The sequence below is a fragment of the Hydrogenovibrio marinus genome, assembly GCF_013340845.1.
Lineage (GTDB): Bacteria > Pseudomonadota > Gammaproteobacteria > Thiomicrospirales > Thiomicrospiraceae > Hydrogenovibrio > Hydrogenovibrio marinus.
Map to the genome: position 1 here is coordinate 2,145,906 of NZ_AP020335.1, position 17,594 is coordinate 2,163,499.

A 17,594-nucleotide genomic window follows, 5' to 3' on the forward strand; every position below is an offset into this window, starting at 1 on the left:
CCTTCATTTAAACGTCTAATAGACGTCCGATTGCACTTTTCTGGCTCGACGCCATTCCTTCCAAACCAAATCCGGGTCTTCGATTTTCCCGACTTCCACCAGAATTCTTTTCATGGTTTGCTCAACATCTTTCGCCATCTTGGTCTTGTCGCCGCAGAGATAAAAAATTCCGCCTGCTTCCAATTGCGCCCAAACGTCTTCTCGGTGCTGCCAGAGTAAATCCTGTACATACACCTTTTCGGCTTGGTCACGGGAAAATGCCGTCAACAGATGAAAGCCTTGCGCTTCCCACGACTGTAATTGATCCTGACACAAGAAACAGGTTTGTTCACGCGTCTCACCAAAGAACAACCAGGTATTGGCAAAATGCTGTGGGTGCTCATAGGCAATTTCTTCCATAAACCCAATATAAGGCGCAATACCTGTTCCAGCACCAACCATGATAAGCGGCTGCTTGTTGTGCGCCAAATCTTCCGGCAACTTGAAGACTTTGTTAGCACAAAAGTCTCCTTCAATCACATCTCCGACTTTCAAGTCGCTCAATTGATAGGTCGCTACGCCAAGGCGATCGCGCCCCTCTTTGTGATAGGCAATTTTCTTGTAAACCAGATCGACCATGCGACCAGCATAGGATTGTGCCGCCGCCGACTTCTGAGATGAAGCAATTGAATAATAACGAGGCGACAATGGTGACAACATCTTACAAAACTCGGCTCCCAGCGACTGAAGTTGTGGAAAGGCCTGTAGCAGGTCAACAATATCACGTCCATCGGCGTATGCCATCATCGCATCTCGGTCTGCCCATTGATCCAAGTCATACTCTCTCTGCATACGGTTGAGGATGGCAGGATTCAGTTGCGTGAGCTCATAATTTTCTCGCAAAGCATCTCGCACGGTCCTTTCTCCGACTCGACGCACCTCAATCATTTCATCTCCGCTCAAACCGAGTAGTTGTAATACAAAATCTACCAGGTCGGGTCTGTTTTGCGACTCAACCAACAACCAATCACCCGCATCATAATCCGCAGGTTCTTCGTAGGTGAGGCGAATGAAGTACACATCCTTTTCATCATCCTGCGCGGTCATATTGCGATTTTCTATCACTTTAAACTGCATAACGGGTATCCTAATTAAACATATCCTGGCACACTATTTAGTGTGACAATTTTAAACACACTATAAACTTTCTTTTTTTAAAAGTGAACTCTATGGCTTGGCTGCAGAAAGTAAAACGCGCCTACATTCGACACGGTTTGCAAAACTACAAAATCCCCGCGGCGCTGTGGCAGGAAATCGAATCCGAAATGCCATTACTGGCGCGCTATACGCCACATCAAAAAATCCAACTTCGCATCTTGGCATCCCGAATTCTCAGGAAAAAACGTATTTCCGCCGTTAAAGGTTTTCAGGTAACGGATCACATGAGAATCATCATTGCCACTCAAACGGCAATCATGCTTTTTGGGTTGATGGATGCAGAGCAAGACCTGTCATTCGACTGGGTTGGCAATTGGCATGAAATCATCGTCTATCCTTATGCTTACCGAGCTCACCACAACCAAGTCCAACCGATACTCGGCGGTTTACTTGGCGTGGAAACTCCGACGGACGTCATTGAAGCTGGGAAAACCTTTTACCAAGGCCCGGTTATCATCAATTGGAATAGTGATGCGCCTCACCCGCTAAGACCACAGGCGAACCAGGTTTTGCTACATGAATTGGCACATAAGATGGATATGTTGAATGGTGATATCAACGGTTATCCGCCACTGCACCACAACATGAATTCAAAAGATTGGTATGAGGCGTTTGAAACGGCATACAACCTGTTAAACCGCCAGATTTCTAAAAGACGTAAACCGGCAATCAATCCTTACGCGGCGACCAATCCCGCGGAGTTTTTTGCCGTTTGCACAGAGTATTTTTTTGAAGCGCCGGAACATTTGAACAAGGTTTTTCCGGCGGTATATCGACAATTGAGCTTATTTTACAATCAAGACTTTCTAAGAGCTGTCTAGTTTCTTAACCGCGAAGGTGTTCCATTAATAGCGTCATCCAAGGGGCAGAGACCAAAATGGTCACCGCACCAATCAGACCCGACACCAGACCGATTCCAACTTGAGACAAGGTATTGTTGGAACGCAGTTCAATTTCTTCCACTTGACGCTCAACCGATGAAAATACCGTGACTTGGTTTTTTAACAGGTTATTCAAAGTACGGATTTGTTTGAAAAGCAGCTGTTGCTCTTTATCCATCTTCATGCGGACCTTTTCGCTTTCGTTTTCCAAGTCTTTCATTTGCTTCGACAACTGACCAATGGAAGCATCCATTTGCGCGACAAGGCTTTTCAATGCCGTCTTGTCTTCATTTAACCATTGATAATCCGGCGTCACCATATCCGACATGTCGATATCGCTATCCATATCCTTCGATCCTTTGTGACGACGAAGTGCCTGCTCAAGTAAAACGCTTTTAGATCCTAGAGGTTCAACTCTTCTCAAATCAATAGCCATTGGTCTTTTCCCTTGTCGAAAAACTGTCTGAATGCATTCGATTTGATACCAATATCAAAAGGAACGTCATTTTTCTGACAGTTTGTTGTTATGCAATCTATTGTGAAAATCTATATGCATCATTTGTGCCAACTCAATCTCAAACATCATTTTTCTGTTCACTTAAAACAATGCATAAAGAAATTGCTTGATAAATTTGATAGCCCGAGTAACATTGTTTCTTACCTGTTTTAATCAAATCACGACAAAACATTTTGTTAACCAAATAACCTTTCTAAAAATTCATGACTAAAACCCAATTTATCGATTTCATTATGGCAACCGGCGTACTGAAACTTGGCGAATTTACGCTGAAATCCGGTCGCAAAAGCCCTTACTTCTTCAATGCTGGCCTATTTAATACTGGGCAACAACTGGCACAACTGTCTCAAGCTTATGCGGCAACTATTGCAGACAAAGGTGCAGACTTTGACGTATTGTTTGGCCCTGCCTATAAAGGCATTCCGCTAGCGGCCACTACCAGCGTTGCTCTTGCCGAAAAACAAGGCATTGACAAGCCTTACGCTTTCAACCGCAAGGAAGCCAAAGACCATGGTGAAGGCGGCAATATTGTCGGTCATGCGTTGGAAGGCAAGATTTTGATTATCGATGATGTCATCACTGCCGGAACTGCTATCCGTGAATCAATGGACTTAATTCAGGCGCAAGGTGCTAAGCCGGCAGGGGTTATCGTCGCGTTGGACCGCATGGAAAAAGGGCAAGGCGAACTCTCAGCCATACAGGAAGTTGAACGTGATTACGGCATTCCTGTTTACAGCATTATCAATATGAACGACTTGATTGATTATTTGGCGACCAAACCGGATATGAGTCATTATCTGGAAGCCATGACCGACTATCGTTCTCAATATGGAATCATGCAATGAGTGAACATCGGTTGCGCGAACTGCTATTGGTTCGCCATGCCAAATCTGACTGGAAAGAAGATTTGGAAGATATTGATCGACCCCTATCGGAAAAAGGGAAAAAGGCAGCTGGTCGACTGGGACAGTGGCTGCAAGACAAAAATCTCATTCCAACCTATATTCTGGTTTCACCCGCCCAACGTGCGCAACAAACATTCAAACGCCTAAAATTCAGCAAAGACATCTGCCCACACCTAACGCTAGATGATCTGTATCTTGCGACTCAAGAACAACTTATCGAGACCCTGGCGCAGATTCCAACCCACTACGAACGTGTCATGATTATCGGCCACAACCCGGGATTGGAAGAACTGGCTCAATATCTAGAACATGAAAACCATTGTGATGATTGCGAAACAAGACTTTTCCCGACAGGTTCTTTAGCGCATTTCATTTTGCCTAATAGTTGGGAAAACCTAAGTGCAGGTTCCGGCAAGCTGGTGCAATTTATCCGTCCAAAAGACATCAAAACACATAAAGAACACAAGCCAAAAGCCGTTGAGAACGAACCACCTCAGCAAGCTTCCGGTGCTTATTAAAAGGCTGATTCTCTGCGTTTTTGCTAGAAAGACTTCACAATCAATGCAAGCCCGACCAGCACGGTCATGATTTCAAAACTGCGTTTCACCAATCGGTTGCCTTTCACAATTGCCAAGTGCGCGCCAAGGTAACCGCCCAGTAACGAACCAACAATCAATGCCGGCAACCAACCCCACTCAATTTGTCCCTGCAACCCTAGCGCCAACGCACCGGTACCATTCCAGAATAATCCCACCAAAATCAACGTATAAGCTACCGCCAACTTATAGTCCAATCCGAACCAACGCACCAACCAAAGGGTAACAAACAAGCCGGTTCCGGAGGTCAGAGAACCGTTCAGTGCGCCGATAAAAAACAGTACCAAACCGCCAATCACCCAACCTGGCAGATTTTGATGACTCAAATTAAGCGTTTGCCCCAACTCTGGTTTTCGCCAAGAGTAAACACCCAACCCCAAAGTCAGCACCCCGAGTGCTAGTTGCGCATAGCGGTCTTCGATATGCAAAATGATATGCGCCCCCAACCAAACACCGGGCAAGCCAAATGCTAGGATGACCAAGACAAATGTCCAATTCAGACTGGCGGATTTGACATGGCGCGCCGTTGCACCGATGCCAAGAAAGACACTGGCGACCTTATGAGTCGCTAGTGCAATAGAAAACGGCAACCCAAGAAATAACAAAGCAGGAAGCTGTAATAACCCGGCACCACCACCCGCCAATGCCGAAAACAGATTCGCTATGAACGAAATGATAAAAAGGATGAATTGACTGGCTAAACTTTCCAAAAGGTATCCAATAGAGAATGGAATAAAAAAAGAGTGGGACTTTTAAATAAAAGACTTGAACAAGCTGATCTATTTTTTTCCGAATTCAAGGCTTGGCTTGACGACGTTTATTAGCAATAAACGAGTCCTTTCTTAACAAAAAGCCAAGGCAAATTAGACAGCGCTTAGCGAGAAGTGATTAGAGTCCCCACACCTTCATCGGTAAATACTTCCAGCATAACGGCATGTTCAACACGCCCATCAACGATATGTGCAGATTTGACGCCACTTTGTACGGCGTCCAAAGCGCACTGAATCTTAGGCAACATGCCGCCGTAAATCGTGCCGTCAGCAATCAACTCGTCAACCTTTTCAGCGTTCAATCCGGTCAACAGCTCACCTTCTTTGTTCAACAGACCTGGTGTATTGGTCAATAGCATCAATTTTTCAGCTTGCAATGCCTCGGCAACTTTACCTGCTACCAAGTCTGCATTGATGTTGTATGAATGCCCATCCTTACCCACACCGACAGGTGCAATGACCGGGATAAAGTCATCTTGAATCAGCATATCCAATACTTTGGTATTGATACGAGAAACTTCACCAACATGACCAAGATCGATAATTTCCGGGGCATTAAGGTCTTCATTAAACGCCGTCATCTCTAGTTTCTTAGCACGAATCAGACCGCCATCTTTACCGGTTAAGCCAACTGCATTTCCACCATGCTGATGAATCAGATTAACGATTTCCTTGTTCACCAGGCCGCCCAAAACCATCTCTACGATATCCATGGTTTCAGCATCAGTGACACGCATACCTTGAATAAACTCAGACTGTTTGCCGATTTTACTCAATAGGTTACCGATTTGAGGGCCGCCACCATGTACAACAACAGGGTTCATGCCGACCAATTTCATCAAAACGATATCTCTTGCAAAACCGTTTTTCAATGCTTCTTCGGTCATCGCATTACCGCCGTACTTGACGACAATGGTCTTACCGGCAAAGCGTTGGATGTAAGGAAGCGCTTCTGCCAGTACCGAAGCGATATTCTGGGCTTGTACTTTATTTAGATTCATCGTGTTTTGAACTCTCATAGCGAACTCGGAAATAAAAAGTGATAATTTTCGGCTATTTTAAGGAACCTAGCACCAATTCACAATGGTTCATGGATTCCTAGGCAAGAAACCTTTACAATCGACGCATTATAAAATGCTTTTTCGAAGGAATGACTGAATGCCTTTTAACTTAACCAAGCGCTTTTTCCAATCCATTTTAACAATCATTATTCTCTCAAGCTTAAGTGCTTGTAGCAGCACCCCAAGCACACCATCAGAAGGAAAAATGATTGTCCTTCATGAAAAGGACAACAAACAGGCTACCGACATTATTGTCAAAACCATGCTTGACGAAGGCTACGAAACCAAAAAAGTCAACGACACCCAGTTTATCGTATTCTACGATCAACAAACCTTCATTATGGAACCGAAAATGATTCAAGGCGGGTTAAGCCGAATCGTCGTCAACCGCGTGGTAAAAATCAAGCCTAAATACCGCCATTCTCCTGAACTTCAAGCCATGACAACAGTACTAAACCGCAAGCTGAATTTCGCTAAATTCTCATTGATAGACCACAACAAGGCAGGGCAGATTCAAGCTTCAATTACGTTCATCAACGAAACAGTCAGTACAGAAGAAATCAGACAGTTTATGTTGTGGCTGGATGATAGTTTGGCAAGCGTCAGAAGCATGGTTGCACCTGAAGTCTTGCAAATGATTGACTCACCTAACGCTGTCAGCGTGCAAAAGCCTTAAAAATAAGGCATGAAAATAGCCTTAAGAAACACTCGCAAGGCTATTTTCTAATCAATCTCTGAAGTTATTGAACTGTAGTGGCAGCTCGATATCTTCTTGCGTTCTAAGCATCTGCATCACTTCTTGAAGGTCATCACGCTTCTTACCGGTAACACGAATGCTGTCACCTTGGTTAGCCGCCTGAACTTTGATTTTAGAATCCTTGATCTTCTTGATGATTTTCTTCGCCAATCCCGCATCAATCCCTTCTTTCATCTCAACCACTTGCTTAGCAGTTTTTAGCTGAATGTCAGGATCTTTAACTTCCATACATTTAATATCAATCCCACGACGGTTCGCCTTTTCAACCAAAATGTTATACATCTGGTTCAACTGAAATTCAGACTCGGTTTTCATGGTAACCGTCGTACCGTTTACCTCGAATACTGAATCCGTGCCCTTGAAGTCATAACGTGTTGTTACTTCTTTATTGGCTTGGTCAATCGCATTGGTTAATTCGTGTTTATCTAGTTCAGAAACAATATCAAAAGAAGGCATGACTCTCTCCCTGGTTACTTTCTTTCGGTCTCAAACAGCTATGTTTTACCATTGTTCGAGCCATCAATGACGGCTATTTTACCATTGCTTACTCGGCATTTCATTTTGGGTTTTTCCGCGCGTTAATCTCCTGCTGTTATAATTCAGAAAACTTCATATTAGTGACGAACATTGAGCAGCATGCACAAGCAAAACAAACTCCCTATCAGCAAAGTTGCCAGCGCGGTCGAACCCTTTCACGTCATGAAACTACTTGGCGAAGCAAAAGCACTGGAAGCCGAAGGGCGCGAAATGATTCACCTTGAAATCGGTGAGCCTGACTTTCCTTCTCTAGATTGTGTCCACCAAGCGGTAACGGACGCCATCAACCACGGCAACACTCACTACACGCCAACATTAGGCTTACCGGCATTGCGTGAGAAACTTTCCCGTTTCTATCATGACTTTTACCATGCCGATGTTGCCGCACAGCGAATTGTGATGACTCCAGGTGCTTCCGGTGCTTTGCATCTGTTGCTAACCGCATTGCTGAATCCAAGCGACAAAGTGATGATGTGCGACCCGACTTATCCTTGCAACCGCGAGTTCGTCAACCTCCTGCACGGGGAAGTCCTCAGTGTTCCAGTGGAAGCTTCCACAGGGTTTCAATTGACGGCTGAATTGATAGAACTGCATTGGCAACCAGGTATCAAAGCAGTGATGGTCGCCTCCCCCTCGAACCCCACAGGCACTTTAATCGAACAGCCTGAACTGCTTGCGATGGCAAATTTTCTCTCTGAGCAAGGTGCCTATTTGATTGTTGATGAAATCTATCAAGGGCTGGTTTATGAGAGAGCAGCTGAAACGATTCTTGCCAACGCAAACTTACCGGACAATGTGGTGGTGATTAACTCATTTTCCAAGTTTTTCGGCATGACAGGATGGCGTCTGGGCTGGATTGTTGCACCAGAATTTTTGATTCCTGCATTGGATAAATTAGCCCAAAACTTGTACCTTGCCGCACCGACTCCCTCCCAATATGGTGCTCTGCGCGTATTGGAATCGGATGCCTTAGCGGCACTGGAGCAACGCAGACAGATTTTCGAGCAACGTCGCAATCGACTGTATGATGCCATGATGTCCGCAGGATTTAAGATTCCCTGCAAGCCTGCTGGGGCTTTCTACTTGTATTGGGATGTATCAGAATTAACGGACGATGCCGAAGCGTTTTGCCAGACATTAATGCTGCATACCGGCGTGGTGGTTACACCCGGCAAGGACTTTGGAGAGTATCGCTCCCGGCAACATGTTCGCATCGCCTACACGACAGGTGATAACGAACTGCTGGAAGCTGTCAGAAAAATTCAGTCATTTATCAACAATGATGGGTAAACCGCCATCATTTGCGACACCAACACACTAGGCGAAGGCAATCAGCGAGTGGCGTACTTCATTGACAACTTCTTTTGAAATCATCAAGTCTTCACGTGCCACTTCCAAATAGCCATTGGCTTCATCTGTCATATACGAGCCGAAAGACACCTCACTGACGAAAACATTCGCGATCTTCAACATCGACACCATCCCACGAAGGCGATCATTGGGATGATTCAGTTCGGCGCTGTGATGCAATAAAATGGCATTCAGCATATCAACAAACAACTTCCACTTCTGCCCCAACAATAAACCGACATCCATGTGATTAGTCAGGTATTGACCCATCTCTTTTTTAATGCCAGAAACCGGATACGTATTGAGGTAAGCAAACGTTTTTAGATACCCTTTCGGGTCTTTCATTGCCAGCAATAAACAGCCGCCGTTGTGAAACAACCCTAACAAATAGGCTTCATCACGAGTCACTTCGGCAACATGCTCGGACAGCTCGGCGCAGCAAAAAGCAACATCCGCTGAATGCTCAATAATTCCCTGAATCTGAGGATTGTCGAAAAGATTTTTAATGCTGCGGAAATCACCAGGTTTTTGAGATTTTCATAACCCAATGCGTCCACCGCTTCACGAATGGATTTCACCGGGTTTCTCAACTTCATGACGGGTGAGTTGGCGATACGCAACACTTCTCCAGAGAGCTTAGTGTTGCTTTCAATAATTCGAGTAATTGTTTGGTTGTTTGGGAACTTTCTGGACATCTCCTCGTCCAGTTCCATGATTTCCTTCGGCAGGTCCGGAATTTTAATTCCTTTTATCGCCTGAACCGCCTGTCTTAATCTTTGTTCCATAAAAAAGCCTGAGGCTATTCAGGCTATTCAGGCTATTCAGGCTATTCAGGCTATTTTAGTTCTATTACGTAGCTTATAAAGCGGTTTTTTTAGCAAAAATACTAAATATTAAGCAAATGCCACCAAGGCTCTGCGAACCGCATTAACAGAGTCTTTATCAATCATCAAATCACCGCAAGCACGATCTAAATAACTGTAGGCTTCTTCAGTCATATAAGAGCCGTAAGATACTTCGTTCACGATAATATTGGCGACTTTAATCATAGACGTCATGGCACGTAATTTGTCGTTGGAATGCTCTGCATCATCATGATGGTTCAAAATGACGTTCAACATATCAATCGGCAACTTCCATTTTTGACCTAGCAACAAACCGACATCCATGTGATAAGTATCATAAAGCTCAAACTCTTTATGCACGCCACTCACTGGATGGGTATTCATATGGGAAAAAATTTTAAGATAGTTTTCCGGATCTTTGGTCGCTAACATCAAGCAACCGCCGTTATGGAATAGCCCGAGCAAATAGGCTTCATCACGCGAGACATCGGCAATATGCTCGGACAACTCAGCACAACAGAAAGCGGTGTCGGTAGAGTGCTCGACGATTTCTTGCACCTGCGGTTTATCAAACATGTTTTTGATTGCGGCAGCGATCACCAAATTTTTCAGGTTATCGTAACCAAGGCGGTCTACTGCTTCGCGGATAGACGTCACTGGAGATTTCAGCTTCATGACTGGAGAGTTCACCAACCTCAACACTTCTCCAGAAAGCTTGGTATTGCTTTCTATGATGTCGGCGACTTTTTGATTGTTTGGAAACTTGCAGGCAAGCTCCATGTCCAATTCCATGATTTCTTTCGGCAAATCAGGGATTTTAACCCCTTTAATGACATCAATAGCTTTCCTAAGCCTTTGCTCCATTAAATCGTCCTCTCTATTCCTTGAGTTATACTTGCACAGTCTTAATACATGGGAACAAATATCCCAACGCCATACTTCATCCGCAATAATAAACTGTTTTATATTTTTGTAAAATGAGATTTCGCAATTACGGTCAAGTTTTTGCAAATTCAAAAAAACATAATACCTTTGTACCGAAAAGAACAGAGGTTTGGTTATTTAAATTATGAAAAATAAACGCTACGAACAAAGCATTCAACGTGTATGCAATTACATATATGAACATCTGGATGAAACGCTTACCGTCGAACAGCTAAGTGACGTTGCACATTTTTCCAAATACCATTTCCATCGTCAGTTTTCGAACAGCGTCGGTGTGAACGTATTCAAGTTTATCCAATTGCTGAGGCTTAAACGCGCCTCATATCAATTGGTATTTCATCAGAATACCCGCATCACGGATATCGCCCTGTCCTCAGGATACGATAGCCACGAAAGCTTTAGCCGAGCTTTCAAAAAGAGCTTTGGCTTGTCGCCGACCGAATTCCGACGAACACCTATCTGGTCCGATTGGCACACAAACTACCAATTTAAACCAATAAGAGGTCAAATAACGATGGATGCAGAAATCATTGCCTTTCCCGAGTTAAAAATCGCCGTTTTCGAGCACAGAGGGCCGCACGAAAAACTGAATGAATCCGTCAGCCAATTTATTGACTGGCGTAAGGAAACCGGACTTTCTCCAATAACACACAGTCGAACTTTTGGACTTGCCTACGATGATCCTAGCGTGGTCGAACCAGAAAAGTTCCGCTTTGATATTTGTGGCGAAGTTCAGAGGGAGATTCCTCAGAACAGCTACGGCATCGTCAACAAAACCATTCCCGGTGGACGTTGCGTGAAGATTCGCCATTACGGCAGTCATGATGATATGGATGAAACGGTTTACTATCTTTATCGCAACTGGCTGACGGAAAACAACGAAACGCCACGAGACTTCCCGTGCTTTTTTGAATATCTTAACTTCTTCCCGGAAGTGCCTGAGCATGAGTTGATGACGGATGTTTATTTGCCCCTGAATTAATATGGGCTTAAATATGAAAAAACCCCAACCTGGCAGATTTTCAATGCAAAATTTGCCAGGTTGGGGTCTATGCAAATCTAATAAAAGCACATAGCGAGAAAGCTATAGTTTTTACTCCATCGCGCTGAAGCGACAAACATTCGTACTAATATAATCCCCATAGGCGGAACCCGATTGCAGCCAGTTTTTGGCTTTATTGATTTTCACCATGGATGAACTGTCATCTTCAACCTGCAAATAAATGCCATACTTAAAGCGTGGGCTCGACTCGTCTTCGACAATCAAGTTGCCTTGCTCGACAAAAATGACTTTTTGCGGCGTTTTTCCTTGCTTGCACACAAACGCATCTTGACCATGTTCATTGAACAAACCTTGTAGTTCACGGTTGAAACACTCTTTACTAACCGGGTTGAACTGATAGTAGGTTTCAATCAGTGATTCTGCGTTTTCCAACAAATAGTTCTTCACTTCAGCTGTTTGTGTAAACCCATCGTCACCCAATTCATAGATGACAAATGCTGCATCAGCAGGGCCCGTTTTCAAACTTTGATCTTGATGAACAATCAAACCTTCATCCTGCAAAATCACGTTTAATTCTTTTTCTGTCAGAGCATTGACCGCTTCTTTAAACTCTTGTGCATTCATACTTCTATTCCCGAAATTTTGAAGTAATACCCTGCTTTCGCAGGGATAACAATTATGATGTCAAATTCGCAAACAATGTCGGCAACTTCTCAGGAAGTCTCATTACATTATCTACAATCGCAAAGCGGTTGGCACCGAAAATCTGCTGAACATATTTGTCAGCAAACTGGTCGATGGTCAAGCAGTAGCTATAGATGCCGCGTGATGCCAATTCTTCAACCGCTTTTTTCGCATCCTGCTTCAAATATTGACTGTCCTTCTCATCAATATCCGCCGGCTCACCATCGGTAATCACCAGCATCAATTTCTGTTTTGAAGTTTGTCTATCCAAGTACGCGCCTGCATGTCGCATTGCCGCGCCCATACGTGTTGACAAACCGCCTGTCATTCCCGCCATTTTAGCGTGAACATCTGCATTAAACGGCTCGTCAAACTGCTTGAATCGCGTGTACTGCACATCATGACGTCCATCGGATGAGAAGCCGTGTACTGCAAACTGGTCACCGATACCATTGATGGCATGAGATACCAGGATTGCCGCCTCTTGCGTCACCTCAATAATGGTTTTCTCTGAACCCGGTACCATTTCATTGGTGGACTCAGACAAATCCAACAAAATCATGACCGATACTTCACGCGTACGAATCACGTTTTTCATGGTAATGCGAGGATCAGGCTCCTGTCCCATACGCAAAGCGGTAATGGCTTCAACACAAGCATTCAAATCCAACTCGTCACCATCTTCAATGCGACGGATACGCTGCAAACCAACGGACTGCAACTTATCGACGATCTGCTTGATACGATGTGCAATCTGCTTGTTTTCGTCCAAAATACGCTCATACAAAGCAGGGTCGCCTTTACGTGCACGGTGCTCATAAAGTGTTACCCAGTTTGGGCGGTGCAATTGCACGCGGTAATCCCACTCAGGATAATGGAACGGATCCGAAATCGGTTCAATCCCTTCCATTTCATTCCAAGAAACACCGTGGTCTTCATAAGGATACAATTCTGTACCCAACACCCAAACTTCATCATGATCAACATCAACCAATTCAGAGTCGATTTCGTTAATCATCTCCATCAAGGATACATGTTTACGAACGGTCTCAGTCGGCGCACCGCCCCCTTCAACTTCACCCCACTCGTCGGACGCCCACACCAAACGGTTGTCGTCACGATAAGCCAAGCGAATCTTGCTAATTTCGGTTAGAGACTCCCAACGCGTCAAAGATTTATTCAACGTGTTATATAGCGTAATCCCCATGTCCCAAGACCATTTCTCGTTGTCTTGTTGCTCTTCTACTTCCGCATAGAAACGGTCACGAATTTCGCTTAATACTTCGTCTTCAAACGGGTGTTTAGGGTCCATCAACGCAAGCGCCAATTGTTCCAAACGACCCGCTGTCGATTCAGGATGCAACTTGCCGTCTTCCATGGCTTGGGCACTAACTTTTTTCCAAAGTTTTTTCAAACCAGGGAAAGCTTTAATGGCTTTGTGCTCAACACGCGCATCTTCCATCAACTCAATGAAAAACATTTGTTGAGGGTTCAACTGTTCCATGCTGATGGCTTGAGTGGTATACATCAAGTGCGCAGCGATATGCGCGGACATCGCACGGTAAAGTTCAATCCCTTTGATGTCGCCCAAGTCATTCAAAGCATCCGGCAAATGCATGGCATGATTTTCATAGAAAGGCTTAAAGCCTTCAAAATCCGCCGCTGAAGGACGGATAAAGAAATCACGCCCCCAGAATGCTCTCAAATAAAAGTTGATTGAACGGTGGAAATCAATGAACAACGTCCCTTTACGCTGCTGCTGGAAAACTGCTTTTGAGTCGGCAGATTCCAGTGCGAAATATTCCATTTGCGCTTCAAAGTTACGTGCATGCGCTTGCGCCCCCCACATCGCCCAGCGACGTAGACCAGACACCGTCAACTTCGACAAAATCTCATCGATATTCATCAACATCGGACGCAAGCCGCGAGGTGACTTAGAACCGATTTGATAAATCAATTTCAAATATTGACGTAATAGATCGATATCACCCGTTCTTTCTGCTGCCAACGGCAAAGAGTTCAACAACAGGGAAACCACTTCACCGGAGGTCACCGAAGACAACTTCATGACCGTTTCAAGAATGTCGGTCAGGATTTCATCTTCGACCTGCGCGATAACGAGCGGAATCGACTCCATGTAGCTGATAACGATCTGCTTGCCTTTGCCCAGATAAGCAATGCCCTGAGCATTCTGCAACCAGATTTTACGAGTTGCCTCATTCATGTGATGAGACGCTTCGCTGATCATCGAATCTAAATTTTCCGACAACTCAGGAACGGCCTCAATCAAGGCTTTTTTAATTTCTTCAATCTCTGAACTCATAGCCAAACTCTTCTTTTAGATGTGTTACCAGACAGTCAACTCAAGGGCTTCTAAGTAGCCCTTGACCTTTCTTTGGTGTTTACTCTTCAAAGAAAGTTTCGACTGTCGTCATCAAGGTATCTAAAATATCCAAATCGTCTGTTAGTGGGGTAATCAACGCCATACGACAAGCTTTGTTTGGTGAAACACCTTTACCAATCAATTGCCCTGCGTAAACCAATAGACGCGTAGAAATCCCTTCGTCCAAACCGTGACCTTTCAGGTTACGTGAACGCTGTGCAATCTGTACCAGTTTCTCGGCAATAGACATTTCAACATCAGCTTCTTTAGCAATGATTTCCGCTTCAATCTGCTCAGCAGGATAATCGAAGCTGAACCCACCAAAACGCTGTTTGGTCGATTGTTTCAAATCTTTCATCATTGACTGATAACCAGGGTTATAAGAAATAACCAATTGGAAATCAGGGTGAGCTTCAACCAACTCACCTTTCTTATCCAAAGGTAATACACGACGGTGGTCAGTCAAAGGGTGGATAACAACTGTAGTATCTTGACGAGCTTCAACAACCTCATCCAGATAACAGATTGCACCAATACGTGCAGCAACCGTCAAAGGACCATCTTGCCATTTGGTACCGTTGATATCGATCAGGAAGCGACCGACCAAATCAGATGCAGTCATGTCTTCGTTACAGGCAACGGTAATCAATGGCTTGTTCAGTTTATGCGCCATATATTCAACAAAACGTGATTTACCACATCCTGTCGGACCTTTTAGCATCATCGGCATGCGTGAAGCATAAGCCGACTCGAACAGTTCCACTTCATCCGAAACTGGACGATAAAAAGGTTCGTTTTTAATGATGTATTGTTGTGGGTCAAGAGCATTGATTTCAGACATGTTGTTTCTCCATGTTAGAGTGAAAACGAATTTGGTTTGATGATTTGGATGTCTAATTTCGCCAATCAGCAAAACAAATTGGTTTAAAGAAAAAACCAGCCAGTTTCGGGGGCTGGCTGGTGTCTAGTTCAGGCGGGAGGTAAGTACCACCAAAACCAAACCTGGTTAGTGGTTGCCGCATTCGTATTTGGCAACCACCGAAATTCAATAGCAGCTCCCGGTCGCTTTTGGCTATCCGGAAGCTGACACCCTCTACAAGTAGAAAGTGATTTGCGCAATCAAGTTAATCTTGATTACATGTCACCACGCTTAACAAGCATGTTAGCGCCTTGTGACTGAGCATAGTTATCATAACCAATCAAACGAACGTGGTTGTTTGGGTTAGCTTTGATACACGCATCAACTTCAGCCAATACTACGTTAGCGTCAGTTTCACCAAACATTGGCAACTTCCACATATACCAGTAGTAAGAGAACGCGTTCTCTGGCTCTGAGTGTTCAATCGCAGGGTTCCAACCCTTGCTGATGATGTACTCAACTTGAGCTTTGATTTGATCAGCTGTCATTTTTGGAAGGTAAGAGAAAGTCTCAGCCTTACGTGACGTTGGATCAGATAATCTTGAAGGATAATCTTGTACTTGACTCATAATAGTTCTCCTAATTTCTCAATTACTTGTGGCTAACATCAAGTTTGTCAACAGTATCGAATTCGAACTTGATTTCTTTCCAAGTTTCCATAGCGATCTTCAATTCTGGGCTATGCTTAGCAGCATTTGTCAGAATCTCTTTACCGTTCTTCTCGATTTCTTGACCTTCGTTACGTGCTTGTACACAAGCCTCAAGTGCTACACGGTTAGCCGCTGCACCCGCTGCGTTACCCCATGGGTGACCTAGCGTACCACCACCGAACTGAAGAACTGAATCATCACCGAAGATAGCTACAAGTGCTGGCATGTGCCATACGTGGATACCACCAGAAGCAACTGGGATAACACCTGGCATTGCACCGAAGTCTTGGTCGAACATGATTCCACGTGAACGGTCTTCAGCAATGAAGCTGTCACGCATGATGTCGATCCAACCTAGGGTCGCTTCACGGTCACCTTCTAGCTTACCAACAACCGTACCTGAGTGAAGGTGGTCACCACCAGACAAACGAAGTACTTTTGACAATACGCGGAAGTGAATCCCGTGCATTGGGTTACGGTCGATTACACCGTGCATTGCGCGGTGAATGTGCAACAACAGACCGTTTTTACGGCAGTAGTTAGCAAGACCAGTGTTTGCAGTCAAACCACCTGTCAAGAAGTCATGCATAACAATCGGAGAACCGATTTCTTTTGCAAACTCAGCACGCTCGTACATTTCTTCTGGCGTACCAGCAGTAACGTTCAAGTAGTGACCTTTACGCTCACCCGTTTCAGCTTGTGCTTTCTCGATAGCGTCTTGACAGAATAGGAAACGATCTCTCCAACGCATGAATGGTTGTGAAGTTACGTTCTCATCATCTTTAGTGAAGTCAAGACCACCACGAAGACACTCATAAACAGCACGTCCGTAGTTCTTAGCAGATAGACCCAATTTAGGCTTGATAGTACAACCCAACATTGGACGACCATACTTGTCCATTTTGTCACGTTCTACTTGGATACCATGTGGAGGTCCACCACAAGTCATAACGTATGCTAGTGGGAAACGGATATCTTCAAGACGGATAGAACGAAGCGCTTTAAATCCGAAAACGTTACCAACCAAAGAGGTCATAACACTTACGATTGAACCTTCTTCGAACAAATCGATTGGGTAAGCGATGAATGCATAGAATGCAGAGTCGTCACCTGGAACGTCTTCAATTCTGTATGCACGTCCTTTGTAATAATCCAAATCTGTTAAAAGGTCAGTCCATACTGTAGTCCAAGTACCTGTTGAAGATTCAGCCGCAACAGCCGCTGCGATTTCTTCACGTGGTACACCTGGTTGTGGAACAACTTTAAAACACGCTAAAAAGTCTGAGTCTTTTGGCTCATACTCTGGCATCCAATAAGTTTCGCGGTATTCTTTTACACCTGCGTTATAAGTCTTTGCCATTTTTCACCTCTTTGTTTTCAATGAAATTGGTTACGTTTAGCTGAAAAACCCCTTGGTGTGATTTTCGAAAACATTCCCGAAAAATTTCCCAGCGATTTCAGTTGAAGCAAAGTTTAACGAAAAACTCATACATGGCTATGCATGCGTTCTTATGCGATCCATTTACATTTGTTTATGATAAAATTGAAAAACCCCGCTTTTAAGGGAAATCTAATAACAAAATCACCTCCAAAA

General features: G+C 44.3%; 19 protein-coding genes. 6 read left to right on the forward strand and 13 right to left on the reverse strand.

What is annotated here, in order from left to right; all coding sequences use genetic code 11:
* Positions 1-15 precede the first annotated feature (15 nt).
* Positions 16-1,116, reverse strand: a complete 1,101-nt coding sequence (locus HVMH_RS10210; RefSeq protein WP_029912443.1) for a ferredoxin reductase domain-containing protein — start codon at positions 1,114-1,116, stop codon at positions 16-18.
* A gap of 92 nt (positions 1,117-1,208) precedes the next feature.
* Here HVMH_RS10210 and HVMH_RS10215 point away from each other — a divergent pair, with 92 nt between their 5' ends.
* Positions 1,209-2,018 carry a M90 family metallopeptidase gene (locus tag HVMH_RS10215; protein ID WP_051623122.1) on the forward strand — a complete coding sequence of 270 codons (810 nt, stop codon included), beginning with the start codon at positions 1,209-1,211 and terminating at the stop codon, positions 2,016-2,018.
* Positions 2,019-2,022: 4 nt separating this feature from the next.
* Here HVMH_RS10215 and HVMH_RS10220 read toward each other — a convergent pair whose 3' ends face one another.
* The gene (locus HVMH_RS10220; protein ID WP_029912437.1) at positions 2,023-2,514 is read right to left on the reverse strand and encodes a hypothetical protein; all 492 of its coding nucleotides are present in this window, start codon (positions 2,512-2,514) and stop codon (positions 2,023-2,025) included.
* A 284-nt stretch (positions 2,515-2,798) separates the two neighbouring features.
* On the opposite strand from HVMH_RS10220, the gene pyrE reads away from it, so the two are divergent.
* Both pyrE and HVMH_RS10230 read left to right on the forward strand, forming a co-directional pair.
* Positions 2,799-3,440, forward strand: a complete 642-nt coding sequence (pyrE, locus tag HVMH_RS10225) for an orotate phosphoribosyltransferase (RefSeq protein WP_029912434.1) — start codon at positions 2,799-2,801, stop codon at positions 3,438-3,440.
* Entirely contained in the window at positions 3,437-4,018 is a 582-nt protein-coding gene (locus tag HVMH_RS10230) for a SixA phosphatase family protein (RefSeq protein ID WP_051623121.1), read from the forward strand. The genes pyrE and HVMH_RS10230 overlap by 4 nt, the downstream gene beginning before the upstream one ends.
* Positions 4,019-4,041: 23 nt before the next feature.
* Here HVMH_RS10230 and HVMH_RS10235 read toward each other — a convergent pair whose 3' ends face one another.
* Together HVMH_RS10235 and argB are read right to left on the reverse strand one after the other, a co-directional pair.
* On the reverse strand, positions 4,042-4,806 hold the full coding sequence (locus tag HVMH_RS10235) for a sulfite exporter TauE/SafE family protein (protein WP_029912429.1): 765 nt from the start codon (positions 4,804-4,806) through the stop codon (positions 4,042-4,044).
* Between the two features lie 164 nt (positions 4,807-4,970).
* Positions 4,971-5,885 carry an acetylglutamate kinase gene (argB, locus tag HVMH_RS10240; RefSeq protein WP_029912425.1) on the reverse strand — a complete coding sequence of 305 codons (915 nt, stop codon included), beginning with the start codon at positions 5,883-5,885 and terminating at the stop codon, positions 4,971-4,973.
* Positions 5,886-6,024: 139 nt separating this feature from the next.
* On the opposite strand from argB, the gene HVMH_RS10245 reads away from it, so the two are divergent.
* Positions 6,025-6,603 carry a hypothetical protein gene (locus HVMH_RS10245; RefSeq protein WP_051623120.1) on the forward strand — a complete coding sequence of 193 codons (579 nt, stop codon included), beginning with the start codon at positions 6,025-6,027 and terminating at the stop codon, positions 6,601-6,603.
* A 51-nt stretch (positions 6,604-6,654) separates the two neighbouring features.
* On the opposite strand, the gene HVMH_RS10250 is transcribed toward HVMH_RS10245, so the two are convergent.
* Positions 6,655-7,140 carry a YajQ family cyclic di-GMP-binding protein gene (locus HVMH_RS10250; RefSeq protein ID WP_029912418.1) on the reverse strand — a complete coding sequence of 162 codons (486 nt, stop codon included), beginning with the start codon at positions 7,138-7,140 and terminating at the stop codon, positions 6,655-6,657.
* 180 nt (positions 7,141-7,320) lie between these two features.
* Here HVMH_RS10250 and HVMH_RS10255 point away from each other — a divergent pair, with 180 nt between their 5' ends.
* Positions 7,321-8,511: an aminotransferase class I/II-fold pyridoxal phosphate-dependent enzyme gene (locus HVMH_RS10255; RefSeq protein WP_029912413.1), complete on the forward strand. Its 1,191-nt coding sequence runs from the start codon at positions 7,321-7,323 to the stop codon at positions 8,509-8,511.
* Between the two features lie 27 nt (positions 8,512-8,538).
* Here HVMH_RS10255 and HVMH_RS10260 read toward each other — a convergent pair whose 3' ends face one another.
* The 3 genes from HVMH_RS10260 to HVMH_RS10265 all read right to left on the reverse strand — a co-directional run bounded on the left by HVMH_RS10260 (position 8,539) and on the right by HVMH_RS10265 (position 10,280).
* Positions 8,539-9,078: an HDOD domain-containing protein gene (locus HVMH_RS10260; RefSeq protein WP_332102812.1), complete on the reverse strand. Its 540-nt coding sequence runs from the start codon at positions 9,076-9,078 to the stop codon at positions 8,539-8,541.
* Positions 8,976-9,356 carry an HDOD domain-containing protein gene (locus HVMH_RS11885; RefSeq protein WP_029912407.1) on the reverse strand — a complete coding sequence of 127 codons (381 nt, stop codon included), beginning with the start codon at positions 9,354-9,356 and terminating at the stop codon, positions 8,976-8,978. The genes HVMH_RS10260 and HVMH_RS11885 overlap by 103 nt, the downstream gene beginning before the upstream one ends.
* A gap of 108 nt (positions 9,357-9,464) precedes the next feature.
* Positions 9,465-10,280, reverse strand: coding sequence for an HDOD domain-containing protein (locus HVMH_RS10265; RefSeq protein ID WP_029912406.1), 816 nt, complete (start codon positions 10,278-10,280; stop codon positions 9,465-9,467).
* A 205-nt stretch (positions 10,281-10,485) separates the two neighbouring features.
* Here HVMH_RS10265 and HVMH_RS10270 point away from each other — a divergent pair, with 205 nt between their 5' ends.
* The gene (locus HVMH_RS10270) at positions 10,486-11,343 is read left to right on the forward strand and encodes an AraC family transcriptional regulator (protein ID WP_029912403.1); all 858 of its coding nucleotides are present in this window, start codon (positions 10,486-10,488) and stop codon (positions 11,341-11,343) included.
* A 111-nt stretch (positions 11,344-11,454) separates the two neighbouring features.
* Here the strand turns inward: HVMH_RS10270 and HVMH_RS10275 are convergent, their stop codons facing one another.
* The 5 genes from HVMH_RS10275 to HVMH_RS10295 form a co-directional block, all read right to left on the reverse strand.
* Positions 11,455-11,988, reverse strand: a complete 534-nt coding sequence (locus HVMH_RS10275) for a hypothetical protein (RefSeq protein WP_029912400.1) — start codon at positions 11,986-11,988, stop codon at positions 11,455-11,457.
* A 52-nt stretch (positions 11,989-12,040) separates the two neighbouring features.
* Positions 12,041-14,371: a nitric oxide reductase activation protein NorD gene (locus HVMH_RS10280; RefSeq protein WP_029912398.1), complete on the reverse strand. Its 2,331-nt coding sequence runs from the start codon at positions 14,369-14,371 to the stop codon at positions 12,041-12,043.
* Positions 14,372-14,450: 79 nt separating this feature from the next.
* The gene (locus HVMH_RS10285; protein ID WP_029912395.1) at positions 14,451-15,272 is read right to left on the reverse strand and encodes a CbbQ/NirQ/NorQ/GpvN family protein; all 822 of its coding nucleotides are present in this window, start codon (positions 15,270-15,272) and stop codon (positions 14,451-14,453) included.
* 293 nt (positions 15,273-15,565) lie between these two features.
* Positions 15,566-15,919: a ribulose bisphosphate carboxylase small subunit gene (locus HVMH_RS10290; protein WP_029912392.1), complete on the reverse strand. Its 354-nt coding sequence runs from the start codon at positions 15,917-15,919 to the stop codon at positions 15,566-15,568.
* 22 nt (positions 15,920-15,941) lie between these two features.
* Positions 15,942-17,360: a form I ribulose bisphosphate carboxylase large subunit gene (locus HVMH_RS10295; RefSeq protein ID WP_029912390.1), complete on the reverse strand. Its 1,419-nt coding sequence runs from the start codon at positions 17,358-17,360 to the stop codon at positions 15,942-15,944.
* Positions 17,361-17,594: the final 234 nt, after the last annotated feature.

Excerpts from the sequence above, each read along its gene's own strand:
- HVMH_RS10255 (WP_029912413.1), top strand. The coding sequence starts at position 7,321 with ATGCACAAGCAAAACAAACTCCCTATCAGCAAAGTTGCCAGCGCGGTC.
- HVMH_RS10230 (WP_051623121.1), top strand. The coding sequence starts at position 3,437 with ATGAGTGAACATCGGTTGCGCGAACTGCTATTGGTTCGCCATGCCAAA.
- HVMH_RS11885 (WP_029912407.1), bottom strand. The coding sequence starts at position 9,356 with ATGGAACAAAGATTAAGACAGGCGGTTCAGGCGATAAAAGGAATTAAA.
- pyrE (WP_029912434.1), top strand. The coding sequence starts at position 2,799 with ATGACTAAAACCCAATTTATCGATTTCATTATGGCAACCGGCGTACTG.
- HVMH_RS10210 (WP_029912443.1), bottom strand. The coding sequence starts at position 1,116 with ATGCAGTTTAAAGTGATAGAAAATCGCAATATGACCGCGCAGGATGAT.
- HVMH_RS10250 (WP_029912418.1), bottom strand. The coding sequence starts at position 7,140 with ATGCCTTCTTTTGATATTGTTTCTGAACTAGATAAACACGAATTAACC.
- HVMH_RS10215 (WP_051623122.1), top strand. The coding sequence starts at position 1,209 with ATGGCTTGGCTGCAGAAAGTAAAACGCGCCTACATTCGACACGGTTTG.
- HVMH_RS10245 (WP_051623120.1), top strand. The coding sequence starts at position 6,025 with ATGCCTTTTAACTTAACCAAGCGCTTTTTCCAATCCATTTTAACAATC.
- HVMH_RS10290 (WP_029912392.1), bottom strand. The coding sequence starts at position 15,919 with ATGAGTCAAGTACAAGATTATCCTTCAAGATTATCTGATCCAACGTCA.
- HVMH_RS10220 (WP_029912437.1), bottom strand. The coding sequence starts at position 2,514 with ATGGCTATTGATTTGAGAAGAGTTGAACCTCTAGGATCTAAAAGCGTT.
- HVMH_RS10270 (WP_029912403.1), top strand. The coding sequence starts at position 10,486 with ATGAAAAATAAACGCTACGAACAAAGCATTCAACGTGTATGCAATTAC.
- HVMH_RS10275 (WP_029912400.1), bottom strand. The coding sequence starts at position 11,988 with ATGAATGCACAAGAGTTTAAAGAAGCGGTCAATGCTCTGACAGAAAAA.
- HVMH_RS10280 (WP_029912398.1), bottom strand. The coding sequence starts at position 14,371 with ATGAGTTCAGAGATTGAAGAAATTAAAAAAGCCTTGATTGAGGCCGTT.
- HVMH_RS10265 (WP_029912406.1), bottom strand. The coding sequence starts at position 10,280 with ATGGAGCAAAGGCTTAGGAAAGCTATTGATGTCATTAAAGGGGTTAAA.
- HVMH_RS10295 (WP_029912390.1), bottom strand. The coding sequence starts at position 17,360 with ATGGCAAAGACTTATAACGCAGGTGTAAAAGAATACCGCGAAACTTAT.
- HVMH_RS10285 (WP_029912395.1), bottom strand. The coding sequence starts at position 15,272 with ATGTCTGAAATCAATGCTCTTGACCCACAACAATACATCATTAAAAAC.
- argB (WP_029912425.1), bottom strand. The coding sequence starts at position 5,885 with ATGAGAGTTCAAAACACGATGAATCTAAATAAAGTACAAGCCCAGAAT.